Here is a 17,921-nt window from a genome sequence, read left to right as displayed (position 1 = left end):
GAGGCGGTGTGAGCGACACCCTGGTGCGAGCGGCCGGCTGCGTGCTGTGGCGCCGCTCGCCCATCGCCGGTGACCTGGAGATATGTCTGGTCCATCGGCCGAAGTACGACGACTGGTCGCATCCGAAGGGCAAGCTCAAGCGGGGTGAGGACGCGCTCGCGGGCGCCCTTCGGGAGGTCGCGGAGGAGACCGGGTACACCGCCGGGCCAGGACCGGAACTGCCGACGATGCACTATCTGGCCAACGGCCGCCCGAAACAGGTGCGTTACTGGGCGGCGGAGGCGATTTCCGGCCACTTCACCCCGAACGAAGAAGTGGACCGGATCCTGTGGCTCTCCCCCGCCGCCGCCCGCAGCCGCCTCACCCAGCCCCGCGACCGGGACCTGGTGGACGCCCTTCACAGACTGGCCGTGTGAGCCTCCGCGTCCGTACGGGCCTGACTGCGGGCCCTGCGGGCGGGGCCGCGCCAGCCGCAGCTGCAGCGGGCCACGCAGAACCGGCCCTCTTCGGTCGTCGTCGTGCAATGTCCCGGCCCGGAGCGGGCACGCTCGGGCCCGTCCTGGTCTGCCGCGCCGCCTGTCACCCCGACAACGTTACCCATCCCGCGGCGCCAGGGCTCACACGGCGCTCGCATGGGGCTCATACGCCCGTCCGGGGCTACCGCCGCCGCGTGACGGCACCTCCTACCCGTCGTTAACCGGACGACAGGGGGCCCGTGACGGACGTACCGGCTGGGGGTAGGCAGGCGATGGATCGGCGGCAGCACAGGAACACGGGCAGAACGTTCGTCGCGGTCGGCATCTTGCTCGGCCTGGGGGCGGGGGCGACGGGGTGTTCCGGCACCGGGGCCGCCGCCGAGGACGTCAAGGGCGGGGGCGATCCGGTCGCCATCCTGCACCGGGCCGCCGACACGCTGGGCGGCGCGGGCAGTTCCAAGGCCACGACCTCCATGGAGATGGCCACGGGCGGCACCCGGGTCACCATCCGCGGCCAGGGCGTCTACGACTACGGGCACCGGCTCGGGCGGCTCACGGTCGTCCTGCCCGAGGACCCGGCGGGCACCGCCGAGCACCAGCCGATCACCGAACTCCTCGCCCCCGGCGCCCTGTTCATGAGGAACCGGGGCGCGGGCGTGCCGGCGAACAAGTGGGTACGGGTGGACACCGCCACCCTGTCCGACGGCAACCTGGTCACCGGCGGCGCGACCGATCCGTACGCGGCGGCCGAGGTGCTGCGCGGGACGCGGACGGCGACGTACGTCGGCCGGACCGAGGTCGGCGGGACACCGGTGCGGCACTACCGGGGCACGGCGAACCTGAGCGGCGCGGCGCGCGCCGCCTCCGCCGAGAACCGGCAGCCGCTGGCCGCGGCGGCGAAAGGGTTCGCCACGGCCGAGGTTCCGTTCGACGCCTATCTCGATGACCAGGGCCGCATCCGCAAGCTCAGACAGCGCTTCAGCTTCGTCAACGGCCGGCAGCAGACCCCCGTGGCGGTCGCCTCGACGACCCTGCTGTACGACTTCGGCGCCCCCGCCGACGTACGGCTGCCGCGCCCGGCGGACATCTACGCGGGCCGTATCGCCGAGGACGACAGCCCGGACGAGCACGCGGACGGGCGCACGGACCACCATGCGGACGGACACATGGAGGGGCACGAGGGCGGGCACTAGTCCGGGGTGTCACCCCGTAAGTAGCCCGTCCGTGCCATGCGCGTTGTGTAGGGCGCTGCCTACTCTAGGAAGTCGGTGACTGTGGAAAAGAGGTGAGGCGAGTGGCTCCAGTCGGCGGTACGGCGGTGCAGGACCACGTGGCCCTCGCCGAGATCGAGCTGTGCGGAGAGCTGATCATCGCGGCCTCCGAGGCCGAGGACCGGCTCAGCCTGGAGAGCATCGACGAGGTGCTCCGGGTGGCCGAGGAACGGGAGTCCTGACCGGCCTGACAGGTCAGGACCGCAGCAGCCGGCCGATCGCCTTCGTCGCCTCGTCCACCTTCGTGTCGATCTCGTCGCCACCCTTGACCGCCGCGTCGGCCACGCAGTGCCGCAGATGCTCCTCCAGCAGCTGCAGCGCGAAGGACTGCAGCGCCTTGGTGGAGGCGGAGACCTGGGTGAGTATGTCGATGCAGTACGTGTCCTCGTCAACCATCCGCTGCAGCCCGCGGATCTGCCCCTCGATCCGGCGCAGCCGCTTGAGGTGCTCGTCCTTCTGCTGGTGATATCCGTGCGTGGTGTGCGCGGACTCACTCGCGGTCCCGGAGGGTGCCGTGGCGCCGGCCTCGGTCGTCGTCATCGCGAGCCTCCATGTCGGTACGAGCCGGTAATAGATACCCCTGGTGGGTATATGGTAACGAACTTCGCGGGGTAAGGAGCCCTTGGTACGCCCCCGTGCTGATCAATCTGCCCGATGGGCGACACTGGGATGCGGCCCATTAGCCGTGGCCGGATGATGCGCCTAGCATCAGCCTGACCGAAACCGAAGCACCCCGAGGACCCCACGTGCGCTTTCGTCTGACCCCCAGGGAGACGAGCTTCTACGACATGTTCGCCGCATCCGCGGACAACATCGTCACCGGCTCGAAACTCCTGATGGAACTGCTCGGGGCGGACGCACCTGCCCGAGCCGAGATCGCAGAGCGTATGCGGGCCGCGGAACACGCGGGTGACGACGCCACGCATGCGATCTTCCACCAGCTGAACTCCTCGTTCATCACGCCGTTCGACCGCGAGGACATCTACTCCCTCGCATCGTCCCTCGACGACATCATGGACTTCATGGAGGAGGCCGTCGACCTGGTCGTCCTCTACAACGTCGAGGAGCTGCCGAAGGGCGTCGAGCAGCAGATCGAGGTGCTGGCCCGGGCGGCCGAGCTGACGGCCGAGGCGATGCCGCATCTGCGCACCCTGGACAACCTCACCGAGTACTGGATCGAGGTCAACCGGCTGGAGAACCAGGCGGACCAGATCCACCGCAAGCTGCTGGCCCACCTCTTCAACGGCAAGTACGATGCGATCGAGGTGCTCAAGCTCAAGCAGATCGTGGACGTCCTGGAAGAGGCGGCGGACGCGTTCGAGCACGTGGCGAACACGGTGGAGACCATCGCCGTCAAGGAGTCCTGAGGCGTCGATGGACACCTTCGCCCTGGTCGTGACCATCGCGGTCGCGCTCATCTTCACCTACACGAACGGCTTCCACGACTCGGCGAACGCGATCGCGACGTCGGTGTCGACGCGGGCGCTGACCCCGCGGGCGGCTCTGGCCATGGCGGCGGTGATGAACCTCGCCGGTGCCTTCCTGGGCTCGGGCGTCGCCAAGACGGTCAGCGAAGGCCTGATCGCCACGCCCGAGGGCTCGACGGGGATGGGCATCCTCTTCGCGGCGCTCGTCGGCGCGATCGCCTGGAACCTGATCACCTGGTACTTCGGCCTGCCGTCCTCCTCCTCGCACGCCCTGTTCGGCGGCCTGGTGGGCGCGGCCCTGGCCGGCGGTACGGTCGTCCACTGGAACGGCGTGGTGGACAAGATCATCATCCCGATGTTCCTGTCCCCCGTGGTGGGCCTCGTCGGCGGCTACCTGGTCATGCTGGCGATCATGTGGATGTTCCGCGGCGCCAACCCGCACAAGGCCAAGCGGGGCTTCCGCATAGCGCAAACGGTCTCGGCGGCGGGCATGGCCCTCGGCCACGGCCTCCAGGACGCCCAGAAAACCATGGGCGTGGTCGTGATGGCACTGGTGATTTCCGGCCATGAGACGTTCGGTGACCCGATCCCGGTCTGGGTGAAGCTGGTCTCGGCGATCATGCTGTCGCTCGGCACCTACGCCGGCGGCTGGCGCATCATGCGCACGCTGGGCCGCAAGATCATCGAACTGGACCCCCCGCAGGGCTTCGCGGCCGAAGCCACCGGCGCCTCGATCATGTTCGGCACGGCGTTCCTCTTCAAGGCGCCGATCTCCACGACCCACGTCATCACCTCGGCCATCATGGGCGTGGGCGCCACCAAGCGCCTCAACGCGGTCCGCTGGGGCGTGGCCAAGAACATCGTCCTGGGCTGGTTCATCACGATGCCGGCGGCGGCCCTGGTCGCAGCCCTGGCCCTGGGCCTCCTCAAGCTGACGGTGCTGTAGTTCTTTTTCCACCCGCCCACCCGTCTCGGTCGGCTGAAAAGCCGGCCAAGGGGGTGGGCATTGTGCTGTCAGTCCGCGTACTGCGGGTACTGGGTGTGCTTCGCGGCGATCTGCTCGGCGGTGAGTGCAGGCACCGTGAGGTTGCCAGTGACCAGCACGTCTTGGTTGCACCAGGATCCGCCAAGCTCCACGAGCCAGCCACCAGCCTCCATCACCCAATCAGCGTCGGAGAGCTTCGTCACGACGCCGCTGCCGCAGATGAACGCCCGGGACGCCTGCGAGACGATCCACTCGGCCTTCCTGATTTCCGTCACCCCGCCGTTGTGGCACCGCTCCGCCATCGTCCAGAGCAGACGCCACCCGACACCGGGGGTCAGCGGCCCCACGAAGGCAAGCTGCTGGTCATCCACGAGAGTGGTCGCGTAGCCGAAGACGGGCCCGAACATGGAGAAGACGGTCACCCGACCCCGGCCCTTGGTTCCTTCGGCAGTCGCCATGAAAACTCCCTTTTGCACCCAGAGTCCCGGATCGTGAGGGCCGGGACTCTAGCGGCCGGCACTGACAACGCCCGGTGTCAGCAGCAGGGACCGTCGCCGCAGCATGTCGGCGCGTTGCACTCCGCCGCGGCGCCCCAGAGACGCTCGTCGACCGCGAAGCCCTCGGCCCTGATGCGCCCGACGACGTCGACCATGAGGCCCTGCGTGCGGACCTTGCTGTTCGGCCGATGGTGCAGGAAGTAGCCGAAGTTCTCGGTGCACCAGTCGGCGTAGTCCTCGGTGTGGAGCATGAACGTGTGCCAACCGGGGTCCACGACCTTGCTCGGAGCCATGACGTCGCCCGCGTTGGTGCTGCCCATCACGTAGCACAGGGTGATGGCCTCGTTCATGATCCGCTCGGCCATGGACCTCTCGTCCCCGTACTCCTCGGCGCAGAAGTCCGCCAGCCTCGCGAACAGCTTGGGCGACACGAGGTCCCGGCCGCGCCGCGAGGCGACGGCTTGCATTTCAGGTGCCACAGTCATTCGGAAGTCCTCTCTTCCCTCTGATCTGATGTGCGCTTGCCTGTGCACGGCCTGCCGGAGGCCGGCGCAGACTGCGCCTTACCGCTGTGAGTGACCATCGGGCGCGTGACCGCGGATGTTCGTGGCGTGCTTGGCGGCTTGCGTGATGTCGCCGAGTTCCTTGGCCGCGTTGAGGCGCTGCCACTCGGACTGGCAGGTCCCGCAGTCAGCGACGGGAGCGCAGTCCAGGAGCCAGGCATTGAAGCCGATCGGAAGATCAACGGGACGCGGGTCGGGGCAGGTCTGCCGGATTCTGGCCATGGTGCCAGGCTGGAGCGGTGATGGCCTTGGGGTCGATGAGCTTCTACGGACTTGCGCGGCGGTTACCCGAGGGCATCGATGGCAGCGGTGATGAGCGATCTGGCCTGTACGCCGTACACAGCGATGGCCGACAGCTCCGCGAACGCCTTGGTGTATTCGGCGATCTCACCAGGCTGGGTGACCGTCAGGTGAGCGGAGACGAGCTCCACGTTGACCTGCGCGTCGTCGTACATGGTGAACGACTCGACGGGCCATCCAGCGCCACGGGGCGTGCCGAGGGGAATGACGCCCAGGCTGACCGAGGGCAGCGAAGCGACAGAGATGAGGTGGCCAAGCGCTCCGGCCATGGTGGCGCTGTCGCCGATGACCGTTCGCAGCACCCACTCCTCGACGAGCATCGCGAACCTGTGGTCGCCGGAGTGCAGGATGCGCTGGCGATCCATGCGGACGGCTGCGGCTTCGTCGATGTCGTCGGGCACGTCCCGCAGATGCCCCACGGTGCTCAGTACAGCTCGCGTATACGCGGCAGATTGGAGCAGGCCCGGGATCACCCACGACTGGTAGACACGAAAGCGGCGCGTGCGCTCGAACAGAGGCGCTACTGATTGCTGGACGCGCTTCAGGCCCGCCCGCTCAATGCGCCGCCACTGGATGTACGCACCCTCTATGCCGCGTGCTGTTGCAATCAGGTCAGCTGTCTGCCCATGGGCAGCACAATGGGCTGTGTACGTGCGGATGTCAGCATCGGACGGAGGCGTGTGCCCGTTCTCAAGACGCGAGCACTTGGACTCGTGCCAGCCGGCACGCCGTGCCAGCTCGCGAGCTGTGAGGCCGGCGTCCTTGCGAATCTCGCGCAGACGCCGGCCGAGGGCCTGCCGTGCTTGCTTGACGCTGGATGAGGTCACGCCGGGGATTGTGGATCAGGTGAGCTGGTAGTCCGCGTGCGGCACTGCCAGGGACCAGACGACCTCGAACGCGTCCGCGCACAGTTTCACAACCGCCGGATCGACGGTGAACTCCTCGTCGTCCGGGGCGAGTTCGCCATCACCGGCGAAGTGGTGGAAGACCACTGAACTCTCGTCGAAGAGCCAGAAGTCGTTGCCCGGCAGGGCGAGCCCGGAGGCACGGCGGCGAGGCAGCCAGCGCACTTGCTCGCCCGCCGCCACGGTTGGGTCCGTCAGGTGATGCTCAAACCTGATGTAGTCCGACACAGGCTCCGACACGATCCGCGCCCTGCGCACCTCGACCCCCTGGGCCGCCAGGTCGGCGATCAGCCGCAGCCACGGCCGGCGTTCAGGGTCGCTGTCGGCCGGGTTGTTCCTGACGCCCTGCTGCCAGGCCTCAAACCGCGGATCGGAGCGCATGTACCCGTCACGCATCTCCAGGTGTACGGCGGCACGGGTGCAGCGCCGAAGCCGCTCCTCAAGCGTCGGCATCGCCACCGCTGTTCACCTCCAGGAAGAACTGCACCATGCGTCGGGGGATCTCTACGACGTCTTCGTGACCGGGGAGATCCAACTGCGAGCGCCTGTCCTCATCGGCCACCTTCCAGCCCTGGACCAAGTAGGTGTCCTTCTCGTCGTCCAGGTACACGGTCGGCGACTTGCCTTCCGGGCTCTCGGGGGCCTTTCCCAGCTTGCGCAACGCCATGCCTGGCCTCCTTCGACCGTGGTGGGCGATCACTGGGGATGAGCTTGCATGCCAACATGACTCCACCGCGACGAACTTGCACGAACTTCTACGCTTCGGCGGCGAACGGCAGGAAGGCCGCCCAAGTGTGAGGGGTAACCGTGAGCTGGGGGCCGGTGCTGTTCTTCGAGTCGCGGATGCGGACGGCTGCGGGTGTGGTGGCTATCTCGACGCAGTTCGAGCTGTCGCCGCTGTAAGTCGATTTCTGCCAATGGAGTATTTGCACGGTCGCTCTCTCAGATGTCCCGGACGAGGCTCTGGATGAAGTCGCGCGACTCGGCGGGCCCGAGCGCACAGGACTCCATGTGATCCAACACGGCACGGTACTTGCTCAACTGTGCCTCCCCGTCGAGGAATCCGCACCCACCGTGGTGGGTGTCGAGCTGCACCGTGTCGAGCTGTGGAACCGGGCCCTCGACGTAGTCGAAGGACTGACCTGTGCTCGGGTAGTACTCCGCGTCGAAGGGGATCACCTGGACAGTGACGTGAGGCAGCTCGCTCATGTCAAGGAGATGCTTGAGCTGACCGCGCCTGACGTCGGGGCCACCGAAGCCCATTCGCAAAGCGGACTCGTGGATGATCGCCGCGTACGCGAGCGGCTCCTCCCGGTGCAGGATTCCCTGTCGTTTCATGCGGTGCGTGAGGCGGTGCTCGATCTCGTACTGCCGCATGGGCGGGACCACTGCCCGGAAGAGGGCGCGGGCATGGTCCGTGGTCTGCAGCAGTGCGGGAATATGCATCGCGAGGGCCACCCGCAATCCGGCCGCGTGGTGCTCAAGTTCAGCAAGATCGACCAGTGCGGCCGGGAGGTGTTCGCGGTATTCCTCCCACCAGCCGCGCATCCGGCGTCCCGTCATCGCCTCCAAGGCGTCGATCAGAGGCCCGTCCGAGCAGTCGTACGCAGATGCCAGCGATCGGACGCGGTCGGCGCTGAGGGAGCTGCGGCCTGTCTCGATCATGCTGACACGCCCCTGGTTGACGCCCAGCAGCGCCGCGGCCTGGGTGACCGTAAGCCCGGACCGCTCACGAAGCCTGCGCAGCTCGGTACCGAGACGCCGTTGACGCAGAGTGGGGTTGTTGGTCGGCGGCAAGGCACGTCCTTTCGGGCTGAGACGCGGCGCTCTCGTAACCCACACGAGGTAACTGTAGGCACATCTCCCAGATTTGGGAGATTCATCTTCCATTCGGCTCTACTGTAGAGCCCGCACCACCCAACTCCCCTCGCCTGTAAGCCGGAAGCGCACCTACCCCAGGCAGAGCCACCGCCCGGCGCGGTCGTTGAGCTGGCCCGAGTCCCTTCTCTCGCTGGAGGTTTCCATGGGCACCGTATCCCTGCCCGACACCTGGGTGTACGCCCTTCGCCTGCCTCATGATCCCCGCGCGGCACGTGTCGCCCGTACGACCGTACGGGCCATCCTGAACGGACACGGCAGACACGAAGTCCTCGACTAGGTCGAATTGTTGACGTCTGAACTCGTCACCAACACCTACCGGCACACCAACGGGCCCGCCTCACTCCGACTCACCGCCCTGGCCGACGGGAGGATTCGGGTCGGGGTGTGGGACAGGCACCCGCACATCCCCGCGCCCTTCGGGGAGCCGCCCTGGGATCGGGTTCCGCTCGCGCCGGTTGACGACGAAGAGGGGCGTGGTCTGCACCTCGTACAGGAGTTCGCCGACTCATGGGGCGGCCTGGCCCTCGGGGACAGCCCACTGGACCGAGGCGCCGGGAAGTTGCTGTGGTTCGAGGTGGGCGGGCAGCGAGCCGGGTGGACGGCTATTGCCTGACAACACCTCCCACCCGCCTCCGGGCCCTGCCTCCTTCCGTTGGATACGGGCACGTACCCGTATCCATGGTGCGCAGAGGAGTCCGACGATGCCCGACGCCAACGTCCGTATCCCTGAGGAAGCCCGGGACCGGCTCGCCGCCGTAGCGGCAGCCGAAGGGATGTCGCTGCGCGCCTACCTGGCCCGGCTCGCCGAAACCCTGCTCACCCCCGCTGAGCGGGCCGAGCAGGCCGAGCAAGCCCGCGCCGCCTTGAAGGGGTGGACCGGCTACGCGCCGGGTCCTGCGGAGGAACGGGACCTCGACAGCGAGCTGGACCGCCGGCTGGCCCAGGCGGCGGCCCGGTGAGCGACGCGATGCACATCGTCCTGGACGACACCGCCGTGGCCGCAGCCGGCCGGGGCAACGTCCTTGCGTCCCGGTTGATCCACCGCGCCCATGTGGAGGCCGGCTGGTACCTGTACGCCCCGGCGTGCGCACTGGTCGAAGCCGACCGGGCCCGTCCCGGTACGGCAGAGCATCTCACCGCCCTGCCCGCCGTCACCGTCCTGGACCTGGACCTGCCCGCCACCCTGGCGGTAGCCCAGCAGAACACGTGGGCGGCGGCGCACTGTCAGTACGCCGCTCAGCCCACCCCGGACCGTCCCGACGGAGCGATCATCGCCACCACCACCCCGGACCGGTGGATCGGCGAGCTGGCCCGTGTGCTGGACCTCAATCCGTAAAGGCCGCGCTTGATGACGCGGCACTACTGAGCGGAGCCCGCGGACAACGGCTCAAGCCGAGCGCAGCGGACGCGCAGCGGGCCCGCCCCCGGGAGCCGGGGGCGGGCCCTCTTGCGTCCTCGCGGTGGCACCGCCATGCAGCACCGCGAGGGGTCCTATGAGACCGTCTCGGCCTAGCCGAAGCGGCCGGAGATGTAGTCCTCCGTGGCCTGGACCGACGGGTTGGAGAAGATCCGCTCCGTGTCGTCGATCTCGATCAGGCGGCCCGGCTGGCCGACCGCCGCCAGGTTGAAGAACGCCGTACGGTCCGAGACACGCGCGGCCTGCTGCATGTTGTGCGTCACGATGACGATCGTGAAGCGCTCCTTCAGCTCGCCGATCAGGTCCTCGATGGCGAGCGTGGAGATCGGGTCCAGGGCCGAGCAGGGCTCGTCCATCAGGAGGACCTTCGGCTCCACCGCTATCGCCCGCGCGATGCAGAGGCGCTGCTGCTGGCCGCCCGAGAGGCCGGAGCCCGGCTTGTTCAGGCGGTCCTTGACCTCGTTCCAGAGGTTCGCGCCCTTGAGCGACTTCTCGACGATGTCGTTCAGCTGGCTCTTCTTGTAGTTGCCGTTCAGGCGCAGACCCGCCGCCACGTTGTCGAAGATCGACATCGTGGGGAAGGGGTTCGGGCGCTGGAACACCATGCCGACCTCGCGGCGGACGGACACCGGGTCGACGCCCGGGCCGTACAGGTCCTCGTCGTCGAGCAGCACCTTGCCCTCGACGCGGCCACCGGAGGTGACCTCGTGCATCCGGTTCAGCGTGCGCAGGAACGTCGACTTGCCGCAGCCGGAGGGGCCGATGAACGCCGTCACCGAACGCGGCTCGACGGTCATCGAGATGTCTTCGATCGCCTTGTGGGAGCCGTAGTAGGCGGTCAGTCCGCTTACGTCGATTCGCTTGGCCATGTCGTCTACTTCACTTCCAGAAATTCAAGCTCGGTCGCTGAGGGGGCCCCGCCCGGCGGAGCCGGAAATTGTCGCCTTAGCGACCGGTCTTCGGGGCCTTCCAGCGGGCGATGCCGCGGGCCACCAGGTTGAGGATCATCACGAAGGCGATCAGCGTGAGAGAGGCCGCCCAGGCACGGTCGTAGGCCGCCGTGGAACCCGAACTGTTCGCGTACTGCTGGTAGATGTACAGCGGCAGCGCCTGCTGGGCACCCGAGAACGGGTTGTTGTTGATGAAGCTGTTGCCCCATACCAGCAGCAGGATCGGGGCCGTCTCGCCCGCGATGCGGGCGATGGCCAGCATGATGCCCGTGGTGATGCCGCCGATGGAGGTCGGCAGGACCACCTTCAGGATGGTGCGCCACTTGGGCACGCCGAGCGCCAGGGACGCCTCACGCAGTTCGTTCGGGACGAGCTTGAGCATCTCCTCCGTGGAGCGGACGACGACCGGCATCATCAGGATGGCCAGGGCCAGCGAGCCGGCGAAGCCGAAGGGCTGCATGTCGGACATCAGCATGAGGCTGAGGATGAACAGACCCGCCACGATGGAGGGGATACCGGTCATCACGTCGACGAAGAAGGTGACCGCCCGGGCGAGGTTGCCGCGCCCGTACTCCACCAGGTAGACCGCCGTGAGCACGCCGATCGGGGCGCCGATCAGGGTGGCGAGGCCGACCTGCTCCAGGCTGCCGATGATCGCGTGGTAGATGCCGCCGCCCGGGTCGGAGTCGGCGACGATGCCCATCGAGTGGGTGAGGAAGTAGGGGTCGAGAACCTTCACACCGCGCTTGACGGTGGTCCAGATCAGCGACACCAGCGGGATCAGCGCGAGCAGGAAGGCCACCCAGACCAGGGCGGTGACGACGCGGTCCTTGGCCTGCCGCTTGCCCTCGACCTTCGCCGCGACGGCGAAGGTGCCGAAGACGAAGAGCAGCACGGCGATCAGGCCCCACTCGATCTTGCTGCTGAGGCCGGCGCCCAGGCCGATGCCCACGGCGACCACGAGGGAGCCCGCGGCGATCGCCCAGGGCGACCACTTCGGCAGGCTGGCGCTGCGCAGCGTGCTGGGACGCTTGTCGGTGACGGCTGCGGTGCTCATGCGTTGGCCCCCGAGTACTCCTTGCGGCGGGCGATGATCGCGCGGGCCGCGCCGTTGACCAGCAACGTGATGACGAACAGGATCAGACCGGAGGCGATGAGCGCGTCACGGCCGTCCTGCGTCGCCTCGCCGAACTTGCTGGCGATGTTCTGGGCGAAGGTGCCACCGCCCGGGTTGAGCAGGCTGGCGTGGATGTCGAAGTCCGGGGAGAGCACGGTGGCGACGGCCATCGTCTCGCCGAGGGCGCGGCCGAGGCCGAGCATGGAGGCGGAGATCACGCCGGAGCGGCCGAAGGGCAGTACGGCCATGCGGATCACCTCCCAACGCGTGGCGCCGAGGGCGAGGGCGGCCTCCTCGTGCATCTGCGGGACCTGGCGGAAGACCTCGCGGCTCACGTTGGTGATGATCGGCAGGATCATGATCGCGAGCAGGATGCCGACGGTCAGCATCGAGCGCGGTGCGCCGCCGTCCCAGGAGAAGATGCCGGTCCAGCCGAGGTAGTCGTTCAGCCAGCCGAACAGGCCGTTCATGTGCGGTACGAGCACCAGGGCGCCCCACAGGCCGTAGACGATGGACGGCACTGCGGCGAGCAGGTCGATCACGTACGCGACCGGACCGCTCAGCCTGCGCGGGGCGTAGTGGGTGAGGAACAGCGCGATCGCGACGGCGACCGGCACGGCCAGGGCCATGGCGATGACCGAGGAGACCACCGTGCCGAAGGCCAGGACGGCTATGCCGAAGGTCGGCGGGATGAGGTTGGTGTTCCACTCGTAGGTGGTCAGGAAGTTCGCGTGGTCCTTGCTGATCGCGAGGGACGCGCGATAGGTGAGGAAGACCGCGATCGCGGCCATGATCACCAGCAGCAGAATGCCCGAGCCTCGTGACAGGCCCAGGAAGACACGGTCGCCGGGGCGGGTCTTGGTGCGCGCGGCACCCCGCTTCCCGACGGCGGCCGGCTGGGGGGTGGGGGGAGATGCGTCAGTTGTTTTAGTCGATATGTCCATCAGGGATTCTCCGGTCTGCTGAGCCTCTCACCCGGTGGGGTGGGCGACTCTTGGCGGCGGTGCACCGGACGGTGCGGCCCGGCCCGCGGGGAGGCCGTGGGAACCGGGCCGCACTCTCGGATCAGGTCAGCTCAGGCCCGCGATGGTGGTGCGGACCTTGCTGATGATCTCTTCGGGCATCGGCGCGTAGCTGATGCCGCTCAGGATCTTCTGGCCGTCCTCGGAGGCGATGTAGTTGAGGAAGGACTTGACGGTGGGCAGGGTGTCGGCCTTGTTGCCCTTGTCGCAGACGATCTCGTAGGTCACCAGGGTGATCGGGTACGCACCCTCGGCCTTGGTGGTGTAGTTCAGCTTCAGCGACAGGTCCTTGCCGACGCCGACGATCTTGGCGTCCGCGATGGCCTTGGTGGCGCTGTCGGTGCTGGGGGCGACCGGCTGGGCGGCACCGGTGTTGATGCTCGCGGCCTTGACGCCGTCACCGACGTAGGAGAGCTCGAAGTAGCCGATGGCGCCGTTGGTCTGCTTGACCTGCTGGGCCACACCGGAGGACTGGGCGGCGGACTGGCCACCGCTCGCCTGCCAGGTCTTGCCACCCGAGTACTTCCAGTTCTCCGGGGTGGCGGCCTTCAGGTACTTGGTGAAGTTGTCCGTGGTGCCGGAGTCGTCCGAGCGGTGGAAGGCCTGGATCTTCAGGTCGGGAAGCTTCGCCTTCGGGTTCAGCTTCGCGATCGCCGGGTCGTTCCAGTTCTTGATCTTGCCATCGAAGATCTGGGCGACGGTGGGGGCGTCCAGGACCAGGTTGTCCACGCCGTTCAGGTTGTAACCGAGGGCGATCGGGCCGCCGACCATCGGGAGGTCGATGCCCTGGCCGCCGGAGCAGACCTTCTTGGAAGCGGCGACGGCGTCGGGCTTCAGCGCGGAGTCGGAACCGGCCCACGGGATCTGGCCCTGGGTGAACGACGTCACACCGGCACCGGAGCCGCCGGCCTTGTAGTTGATCTGCACGCTGCAGGCCTGGGAGAAGTTCTTGACCCAGGCGTTGATCGCGTTCTTCTGCGCGGAAGAGCCGTCGGACAGCAGCTGCCCCTTGGCGCCGTCACACTTGATCGAGGAGGCGTTCGCGGCGCCGGACGGGTTGCCCGAGGCCTTCGAACCGCTGCCGGTGTCGTCGGAGCCGCACGCCGTCAGGGCCAGGGCGCCGGAGACGGCGATCGCGCCGAGGGAGAGGGCGCGCAGCCGGTTCTTGCGCTGAAGCTTCACTTTCGGGTGTTCCTTCCAGGAGCCGCCGCTAGGGGCGGCGTGCGAAGTATCGAGAGTTGTGAGCGCTCATATGGCCGAGCGCATGAATGGCCGCGCTCCGCACCGTGCACGGCCGAAATTAGGCAGAACAGGTGAAGCCGCCGATGGCCGGAAGTGAACGGCGGGTGAACCCCTGCCATCGGCCCGGTAAGGTCACGGAATGCTTACAGGGAGGGCACACGGAGGTTCCGACGGCAGGGTTACGCGCACACGTCTTCGACGTTCGCCTGTCTGTGTGCGAACTGTTGCGAATCCCGCGAACCAATCCGGTCCACAGCGCCATCTCACCCCAGGAAAGGCCAAGGGGGCCTGGGGAGAGGTGACTGAGCACGATGGGCATGGAACGCCGGACGTTCATCGCAGGCGGCACGGCCGCCCTGGCCGCGACCGCACTCACTGGGTGCAGCTCGGGCTCGGGCAGGTCCACGACGTCCGCCACGGGCTCATCGTCTCTCACGTCCCTCAAGACCACCAGCGTGAACGCCGCCGCGAACTGGACGGACCTCGCCCATGACCTGGACGGCACCCTGATCCGGCCCGGCGACGCGGCCTGGCCGACGGCCCACCAGCTGTACAACACCCGCTTCGACGGCCTGAAGCCCACCGCCGTGGCCTACGCGGCGCACGCCGACGACATCCGTACGACCCTGGCCTACGCCCAGGCCCACAACATACGGATCTCCATACGCAACGGCGGCCACTCCTACGCGGGCTACTCCTCCGGCGACAACCGCCTCATCCTCGACGTCTCCCGGCTGAACCGCATACGGGTCAGCGGCGGGCAGGCGGTGGTGGGCGCCGGCTCCAAACTGATCGACGTCTACCGGGCGCTGGGCGCGAAGGGCGTGACCATACCCGCCGGCTCCTGCCCCAGCGTCGGCGTCTCCGGCCTGGTGCTCGGCGGCGGCCACGGCGTCGCCTCCCGGGCGTACGGCCTGACCTGCGACAGCCTCACCCAGGCGACCGTGATCACGGCGGACGGCACCCAGGTCACCGCCGATGCCACGTCCCACTCCGACCTCTTCTGGGCACTGCGGGGCGCGGGCAACGGAAACTTCGGCGTCGTCACCGAGCTGCAGTTCAAGACCCACGCGGCACCGCAGGCGGTGACGGCGTACATGACATGGCCGTGGGCGAAGGCCGCCGGGGTACTGAAGGCCTGGCAGGAGTGGGGCCCGAGCCAGCCCGACGAGATCTGGTCCTCGCTGCACCTGTCGTGCTCCCCGGGCGGCACCCCGTCCATCTCCGTGGCCTGCTTCTCCATGGGTACCTACGGGGAGCTGCAGAACGCCGTGGACCGGCTGGCCCACGCGGCCGGCGCGAACGCCTCCTCCGTCACCCTGCGCCGTCGCGGCTACGAGGAGGCGATGGAGGTCTACGCCGGCTGCTCCTCCTTCTCGACGGACGCGCAGTGCCATCTGCCGGGCTCCACCCCCGGCCGCTCGCCGCAGGGCCGGCTGGGCCGGGAGACGTACGCGGCCCGCTCGGACTTCTTCGACCGCTCGCTGTCGGCGGCCGGCATCCAGACCGTGCTGCAGCAGATCGCGTCCGTCCGGGGCGGCGCGGGCAGCATCGCGTTCACGGCCCTCGGCGGCGCGGTCAACCGCGTCTCCCCCACGGCGACGGCCTTCGTCCACCGCCGCTCCCGGATGCTGGCGCAGTACATCGCGTCCTGGGGGGCGGGGGCCTCCGGCGGTTCGGCCCAGTCGTGGCTCACCTCGGCCCACCAGGCCATGGCGCCGTACGCCTCCGGCGCGGCGTACCAGAACTACACGGACGCGACGCTGTCGAACTGGAAGAAGGCGTATTACGGAGACGCCGCGAACCGCCTGGACAAGGTGAAGAAGCAGTACGACCCGCAGAGGTTCTTCTCCTACGCGCAGGGGCTGTAGGACGGGGTCCGCGGGGGCTGGTCGCTCCCCTCGGGGAGTCGCGGTGCCGTCGGCCTCTAGGCCGCCAGATCCCGTTCCTCGGACTGGGCCGGGCGGCGGGTGCCGGGGACGATCGGGACGTCCGGGGCGGACCGGCGGCGCACGATCCACCCCGCCCCCGGCGCCCGCTCCACCGCCCGCATCAGCGGCGTGAGCAGCGCCATGGCGAGCGGAGACAGCAGCAGCGCGACCGCCGTGCCGAGGGCGAAGCCGCCGATGACGTCCGTCGGATAGTGCACGCCCATGTACACCCGGCAGAACCCCTCCAGCAGCGCGAGCCCGATCCCCGCGATGCCGAAGCGGCGGTTGGCGACGAACAGGCCCACCCCGAGCGCCATGGTGATGGTGGCGTGGTCGCTGACGAAGGAGAAGTCGGTCTTGCCGCCGATGAGGACGTCCAGCCCCTGGTGATCGACGAAGGGGCGGGGGCGCTGCACGAAGCCCCGGATCGGAATGTTGACCAGCACGGCGATGCCGGCCGCGAGCGGCGCCCACACCAGCGCGGCGACGGAGGACGCGGCGTCCTCACCGCCCCGGCGCCGCACGGACCACCAGCACCACAGCACCAGCAGCACCATGGCGAGCAGCAGGCCGTACTCGCCGACGAACTCCATGACCCGGTCGAACCAGTGCGGGGCGTCCTTGGCCAGGCCGTTGATGTCGTAGAGCAGTTCGACGTCGGGGTTCGATCCGGATTCGGCGAGTACAGCCATGGTGCTGTGGCCCCTTCGTCGTCTACCGGACGCACCTCGTGTGCGTACGTCAACAGGAACGCACGACCCCCATCAATACGTTCCACGCTCTACTGAATGATCACCCAGACGTTATCGAAGAGAGACTCATCATCGCAGCTCAGGGGGGTGGTTCACGCACGGTGCACACTCATTCAAACCGCCGTGGGGAGCGCTTTTGCGCCATCCGCCGTCACGCGGGTGGCGCCGAAGTAGTCGGTGCCGTCGATGGGATCGAACCGGATGACGGCCCCGGTGCGCGGCGCGTCGATCATGTACCCGCCACCCACATAGATGCCCACGTGATGGATGGCCCGCGAATCACTGGGGTCGGTCGAGAAGAACACCAGATCACCCGGGAGAAGCTGGTCCCGTGAGGGATGCGGGCCGGCGTTGTACTGGTCGTTGGCCACGCGCGGCAGACTGATACCGACCTTCGCGTACGCGGCCTGGGTCAGCCCCGAGCAGTCGAACCGCCCGCCCTGATCGGCCGTACCCTCACCGCCCCACAGATAGGGCGTACCGAGCTTGCTCTGAGCGAAGGCGATGGCACCGGCGGCCTGTTGGGTGGGGTCGATACGGCTGACGGGGGCGGCGAAGCTCTGCTCCAGAGTCGTGATCGTCTTCACGTAGTTCTGTGTCTCGCTGTACGGCGGCACGCCCCCGTACTTGATCACCGCATCGGCGCCCGCGTTGTAGGCGGCGAGCATGTTCTCCGAGACGTTCCCCGGCACGCTCTTGACGTACTTCGCGAGTTCGCAGTCGTACGCCGCGGCCGAGGGAATCGCGTCATTCGGGTCCCAGACGTTGCGGACGCCATCACCATCGCCGTCAACTCCGTGCGTCGCCCAGGTGCCAGGGATGAACTGCGCGATCCCCTCGGCCTTCGCCGGGCTCTTGGCGTTCGGGTTGAAGCCGCTCTCCTGGTACAACTGGGCGGCCAGCAAGGCGGGGTTGAGGGCCGTGCACAGGTTGCCCCACCTCTGTACGAGCGTCTTGTACGCCGCCGGGACGGCCCCCTTGGCCAGTCCCACACTGCCCGGGCCGACGCCGTTGAGGAGGTTTCCGGCGACGACGTAGACCCCGACGACGAGCAGCATGACGAAGCTCAGGCCGAGCCCGACCGCGACGCCGCCCACCACCCACACTTTGCGCACGACCCAACCCTCCCCCACACAGGGCGCGTTCAAGGCTACTTTCGCAGCACGTCTGTTCCTGCGGCCAACA

The 17,921-nt window shown here is 68.2% G+C and carries 25 protein-coding genes; 10 read left to right on the top strand and 15 right to left on the bottom strand.

Features of this window, described 5'->3' with window-relative positions; genetic code table 11:
* The first annotated feature begins 8 nt into the window (after positions 1-8).
* The 3 genes from AB5L52_RS23585 (at position 9) to AB5L52_RS23575 (ending at position 1,929) form a co-directional block, all read left to right on the top strand.
* Positions 9-416, top strand: a complete 408-nt coding sequence (locus AB5L52_RS23585; RefSeq protein ID WP_351030903.1) for an NUDIX hydrolase — start codon at positions 9-11, stop codon at positions 414-416.
* Between the two features lie 332 nt (positions 417-748).
* Entirely contained in the window at positions 749-1,669 is a 921-nt protein-coding gene (locus AB5L52_RS23580; RefSeq protein ID WP_351030905.1) for a hypothetical protein, read from the top strand.
* A gap of 101 nt (positions 1,670-1,770) precedes the next feature.
* Positions 1,771-1,929 carry a hypothetical protein gene (locus tag AB5L52_RS23575; RefSeq protein ID WP_351030960.1) on the top strand — a complete coding sequence of 53 codons (159 nt, stop codon included), beginning with the start codon at positions 1,771-1,773 and terminating at the stop codon, positions 1,927-1,929.
* Positions 1,930-1,942: 13 nt separating this feature from the next.
* On the opposite strand, the gene AB5L52_RS23570 is transcribed toward AB5L52_RS23575, so the two are convergent.
* On the bottom strand, positions 1,943-2,287 hold the full coding sequence (locus AB5L52_RS23570) for a metal-sensitive transcriptional regulator (RefSeq protein ID WP_351030906.1): 345 nt from the start codon (positions 2,285-2,287) through the stop codon (positions 1,943-1,945).
* A gap of 206 nt (positions 2,288-2,493) precedes the next feature.
* On the opposite strand from AB5L52_RS23570, the gene AB5L52_RS23565 reads away from it, so the two are divergent.
* Together AB5L52_RS23565 and AB5L52_RS23560 are read left to right on the top strand one after the other, a co-directional pair.
* Complete coding sequence (locus AB5L52_RS23565) at positions 2,494-3,114, top strand: DUF47 domain-containing protein (protein ID WP_067120521.1); 621 nt, start codon at positions 2,494-2,496, stop codon at positions 3,112-3,114.
* A 7-nt stretch (positions 3,115-3,121) separates the two neighbouring features.
* Positions 3,122-4,120, top strand: a complete 999-nt coding sequence (locus AB5L52_RS23560; protein ID WP_351030908.1) for an inorganic phosphate transporter — start codon at positions 3,122-3,124, stop codon at positions 4,118-4,120.
* 68 nt (positions 4,121-4,188) lie between these two features.
* On the opposite strand, the gene AB5L52_RS23555 is transcribed toward AB5L52_RS23560, so the two are convergent.
* From AB5L52_RS23555 to AB5L52_RS23520, 8 genes are all read right to left on the bottom strand, one after another.
* Entirely contained in the window at positions 4,189-4,617 is a 429-nt protein-coding gene (locus tag AB5L52_RS23555) for a hypothetical protein (protein ID WP_369366019.1), read from the bottom strand.
* Between the two features lie 77 nt (positions 4,618-4,694).
* Positions 4,695-5,141, bottom strand: a complete 447-nt coding sequence (locus tag AB5L52_RS23550) for a hypothetical protein (protein WP_369366017.1) — start codon at positions 5,139-5,141, stop codon at positions 4,695-4,697.
* A 78-nt stretch (positions 5,142-5,219) separates the two neighbouring features.
* Positions 5,220-5,441, bottom strand: coding sequence for a hypothetical protein (locus AB5L52_RS23545; protein ID WP_369366015.1), 222 nt, complete (start codon positions 5,439-5,441; stop codon positions 5,220-5,222).
* Positions 5,442-5,503: 62 nt separating this feature from the next.
* Positions 5,504-6,355, bottom strand: a complete 852-nt coding sequence (locus AB5L52_RS23540) for a helix-turn-helix domain-containing protein (RefSeq protein WP_369368955.1) — start codon at positions 6,353-6,355, stop codon at positions 5,504-5,506.
* A gap of 6 nt (positions 6,356-6,361) precedes the next feature.
* Positions 6,362-6,877, bottom strand: coding sequence for a DUF6879 family protein (locus AB5L52_RS23535; RefSeq protein ID WP_369368954.1), 516 nt, complete (start codon positions 6,875-6,877; stop codon positions 6,362-6,364).
* Positions 6,864-7,091, bottom strand: a complete 228-nt coding sequence (locus AB5L52_RS23530) for a hypothetical protein (RefSeq protein WP_369366013.1) — start codon at positions 7,089-7,091, stop codon at positions 6,864-6,866. The genes AB5L52_RS23535 and AB5L52_RS23530 overlap by 14 nt, the downstream gene beginning before the upstream one ends.
* Before the next feature lie 88 nt (positions 7,092-7,179).
* A complete protein-coding gene (locus AB5L52_RS23525; protein ID WP_369366011.1) occupies positions 7,180-7,356 on the bottom strand; it encodes a DUF397 domain-containing protein in 177 nt (58 codons plus the stop codon).
* 10 nt (positions 7,357-7,366) lie between these two features.
* Positions 7,367-8,221, bottom strand: coding sequence for a helix-turn-helix domain-containing protein (locus AB5L52_RS23520; RefSeq protein ID WP_369366010.1), 855 nt, complete (start codon positions 8,219-8,221; stop codon positions 7,367-7,369).
* 226 nt (positions 8,222-8,447) lie between these two features.
* On the opposite strand from AB5L52_RS23520, the gene AB5L52_RS23515 reads away from it, so the two are divergent.
* The 4 genes from AB5L52_RS23515 (at position 8,448) to AB5L52_RS23500 (ending at position 9,641) form a co-directional block, all read left to right on the top strand.
* Positions 8,448-8,582: a hypothetical protein gene (locus tag AB5L52_RS23515; protein ID WP_369366008.1), complete on the top strand. Its 135-nt coding sequence runs from the start codon at positions 8,448-8,450 to the stop codon at positions 8,580-8,582.
* A gap of 9 nt (positions 8,583-8,591) precedes the next feature.
* Complete coding sequence (locus AB5L52_RS23510) at positions 8,592-8,918, top strand: ATP-binding protein (protein ID WP_369366006.1); 327 nt, start codon at positions 8,592-8,594, stop codon at positions 8,916-8,918.
* 88 nt (positions 8,919-9,006) lie between these two features.
* Complete coding sequence (locus AB5L52_RS23505) at positions 9,007-9,264, top strand: Arc family DNA-binding protein (protein ID WP_369366005.1); 258 nt, start codon at positions 9,007-9,009, stop codon at positions 9,262-9,264.
* Positions 9,261-9,641 (top strand): hypothetical protein, encoded by a 381-nt coding sequence (locus AB5L52_RS23500; protein WP_369366003.1) that lies wholly within the window; start codon positions 9,261-9,263, stop codon positions 9,639-9,641. Before AB5L52_RS23505 ends, AB5L52_RS23500 begins: the two co-directional genes overlap by 4 nt.
* A gap of 173 nt (positions 9,642-9,814) precedes the next feature.
* On the opposite strand, the gene pstB is transcribed toward AB5L52_RS23500, so the two are convergent.
* From pstB to pstS, 4 genes are all read right to left on the bottom strand, one after another.
* Complete coding sequence (gene pstB, locus AB5L52_RS23495) at positions 9,815-10,591, bottom strand: phosphate ABC transporter ATP-binding protein PstB (protein WP_351030911.1); 777 nt, start codon at positions 10,589-10,591, stop codon at positions 9,815-9,817.
* Positions 10,592-10,667: 76 nt separating this feature from the next.
* Positions 10,668-11,729, bottom strand: coding sequence for a phosphate ABC transporter permease PstA (gene pstA / locus AB5L52_RS23490; RefSeq protein WP_351030913.1), 1,062 nt, complete (start codon positions 11,727-11,729; stop codon positions 10,668-10,670).
* Positions 11,726-12,733, bottom strand: a complete 1,008-nt coding sequence (gene pstC, locus AB5L52_RS23485) for a phosphate ABC transporter permease subunit PstC (RefSeq protein WP_351030915.1) — start codon at positions 12,731-12,733, stop codon at positions 11,726-11,728. Before pstC ends, pstA begins: the two co-directional genes overlap by 4 nt.
* A 126-nt stretch (positions 12,734-12,859) precedes the next feature.
* Complete coding sequence (gene pstS, locus AB5L52_RS23480; protein ID WP_351030917.1) at positions 12,860-13,993, bottom strand: phosphate ABC transporter substrate-binding protein PstS; 1,134 nt, start codon at positions 13,991-13,993, stop codon at positions 12,860-12,862.
* Between the two features lie 377 nt (positions 13,994-14,370).
* On the opposite strand from pstS, the gene AB5L52_RS23475 reads away from it, so the two are divergent.
* Positions 14,371-15,924, top strand: a complete 1,554-nt coding sequence (locus tag AB5L52_RS23475; RefSeq protein WP_351030958.1) for an FAD-binding oxidoreductase — start codon at positions 14,371-14,373, stop codon at positions 15,922-15,924.
* A 56-nt stretch (positions 15,925-15,980) separates the two neighbouring features.
* Here the strand turns inward: AB5L52_RS23475 and AB5L52_RS23470 are convergent, their stop codons facing one another.
* Both AB5L52_RS23470 and AB5L52_RS23465 read right to left on the bottom strand, forming a co-directional pair.
* Positions 15,981-16,676 (bottom strand): phosphatase PAP2 family protein, encoded by a 696-nt coding sequence (locus AB5L52_RS23470; RefSeq protein WP_369366000.1) that lies wholly within the window; start codon positions 16,674-16,676, stop codon positions 15,981-15,983.
* 173 nt (positions 16,677-16,849) lie between these two features.
* A complete protein-coding gene (locus AB5L52_RS23465) occupies positions 16,850-17,851 on the bottom strand; it encodes a bifunctional lytic transglycosylase/C40 family peptidase (RefSeq protein ID WP_351030921.1) in 1,002 nt (333 codons plus the stop codon).
* Between the last annotated feature and the right edge of the window lie 70 nt (positions 17,852-17,921).

Origin of the sequence: Streptomyces sp. CG4 (genome assembly GCF_041080655.1) — a bacterium.
Classification (GTDB): Bacteria; Actinomycetota; Actinomycetes; order Streptomycetales; family Streptomycetaceae; genus Streptomyces.
This window is presented reverse-complemented; position numbering and strand designations above follow the sequence as displayed.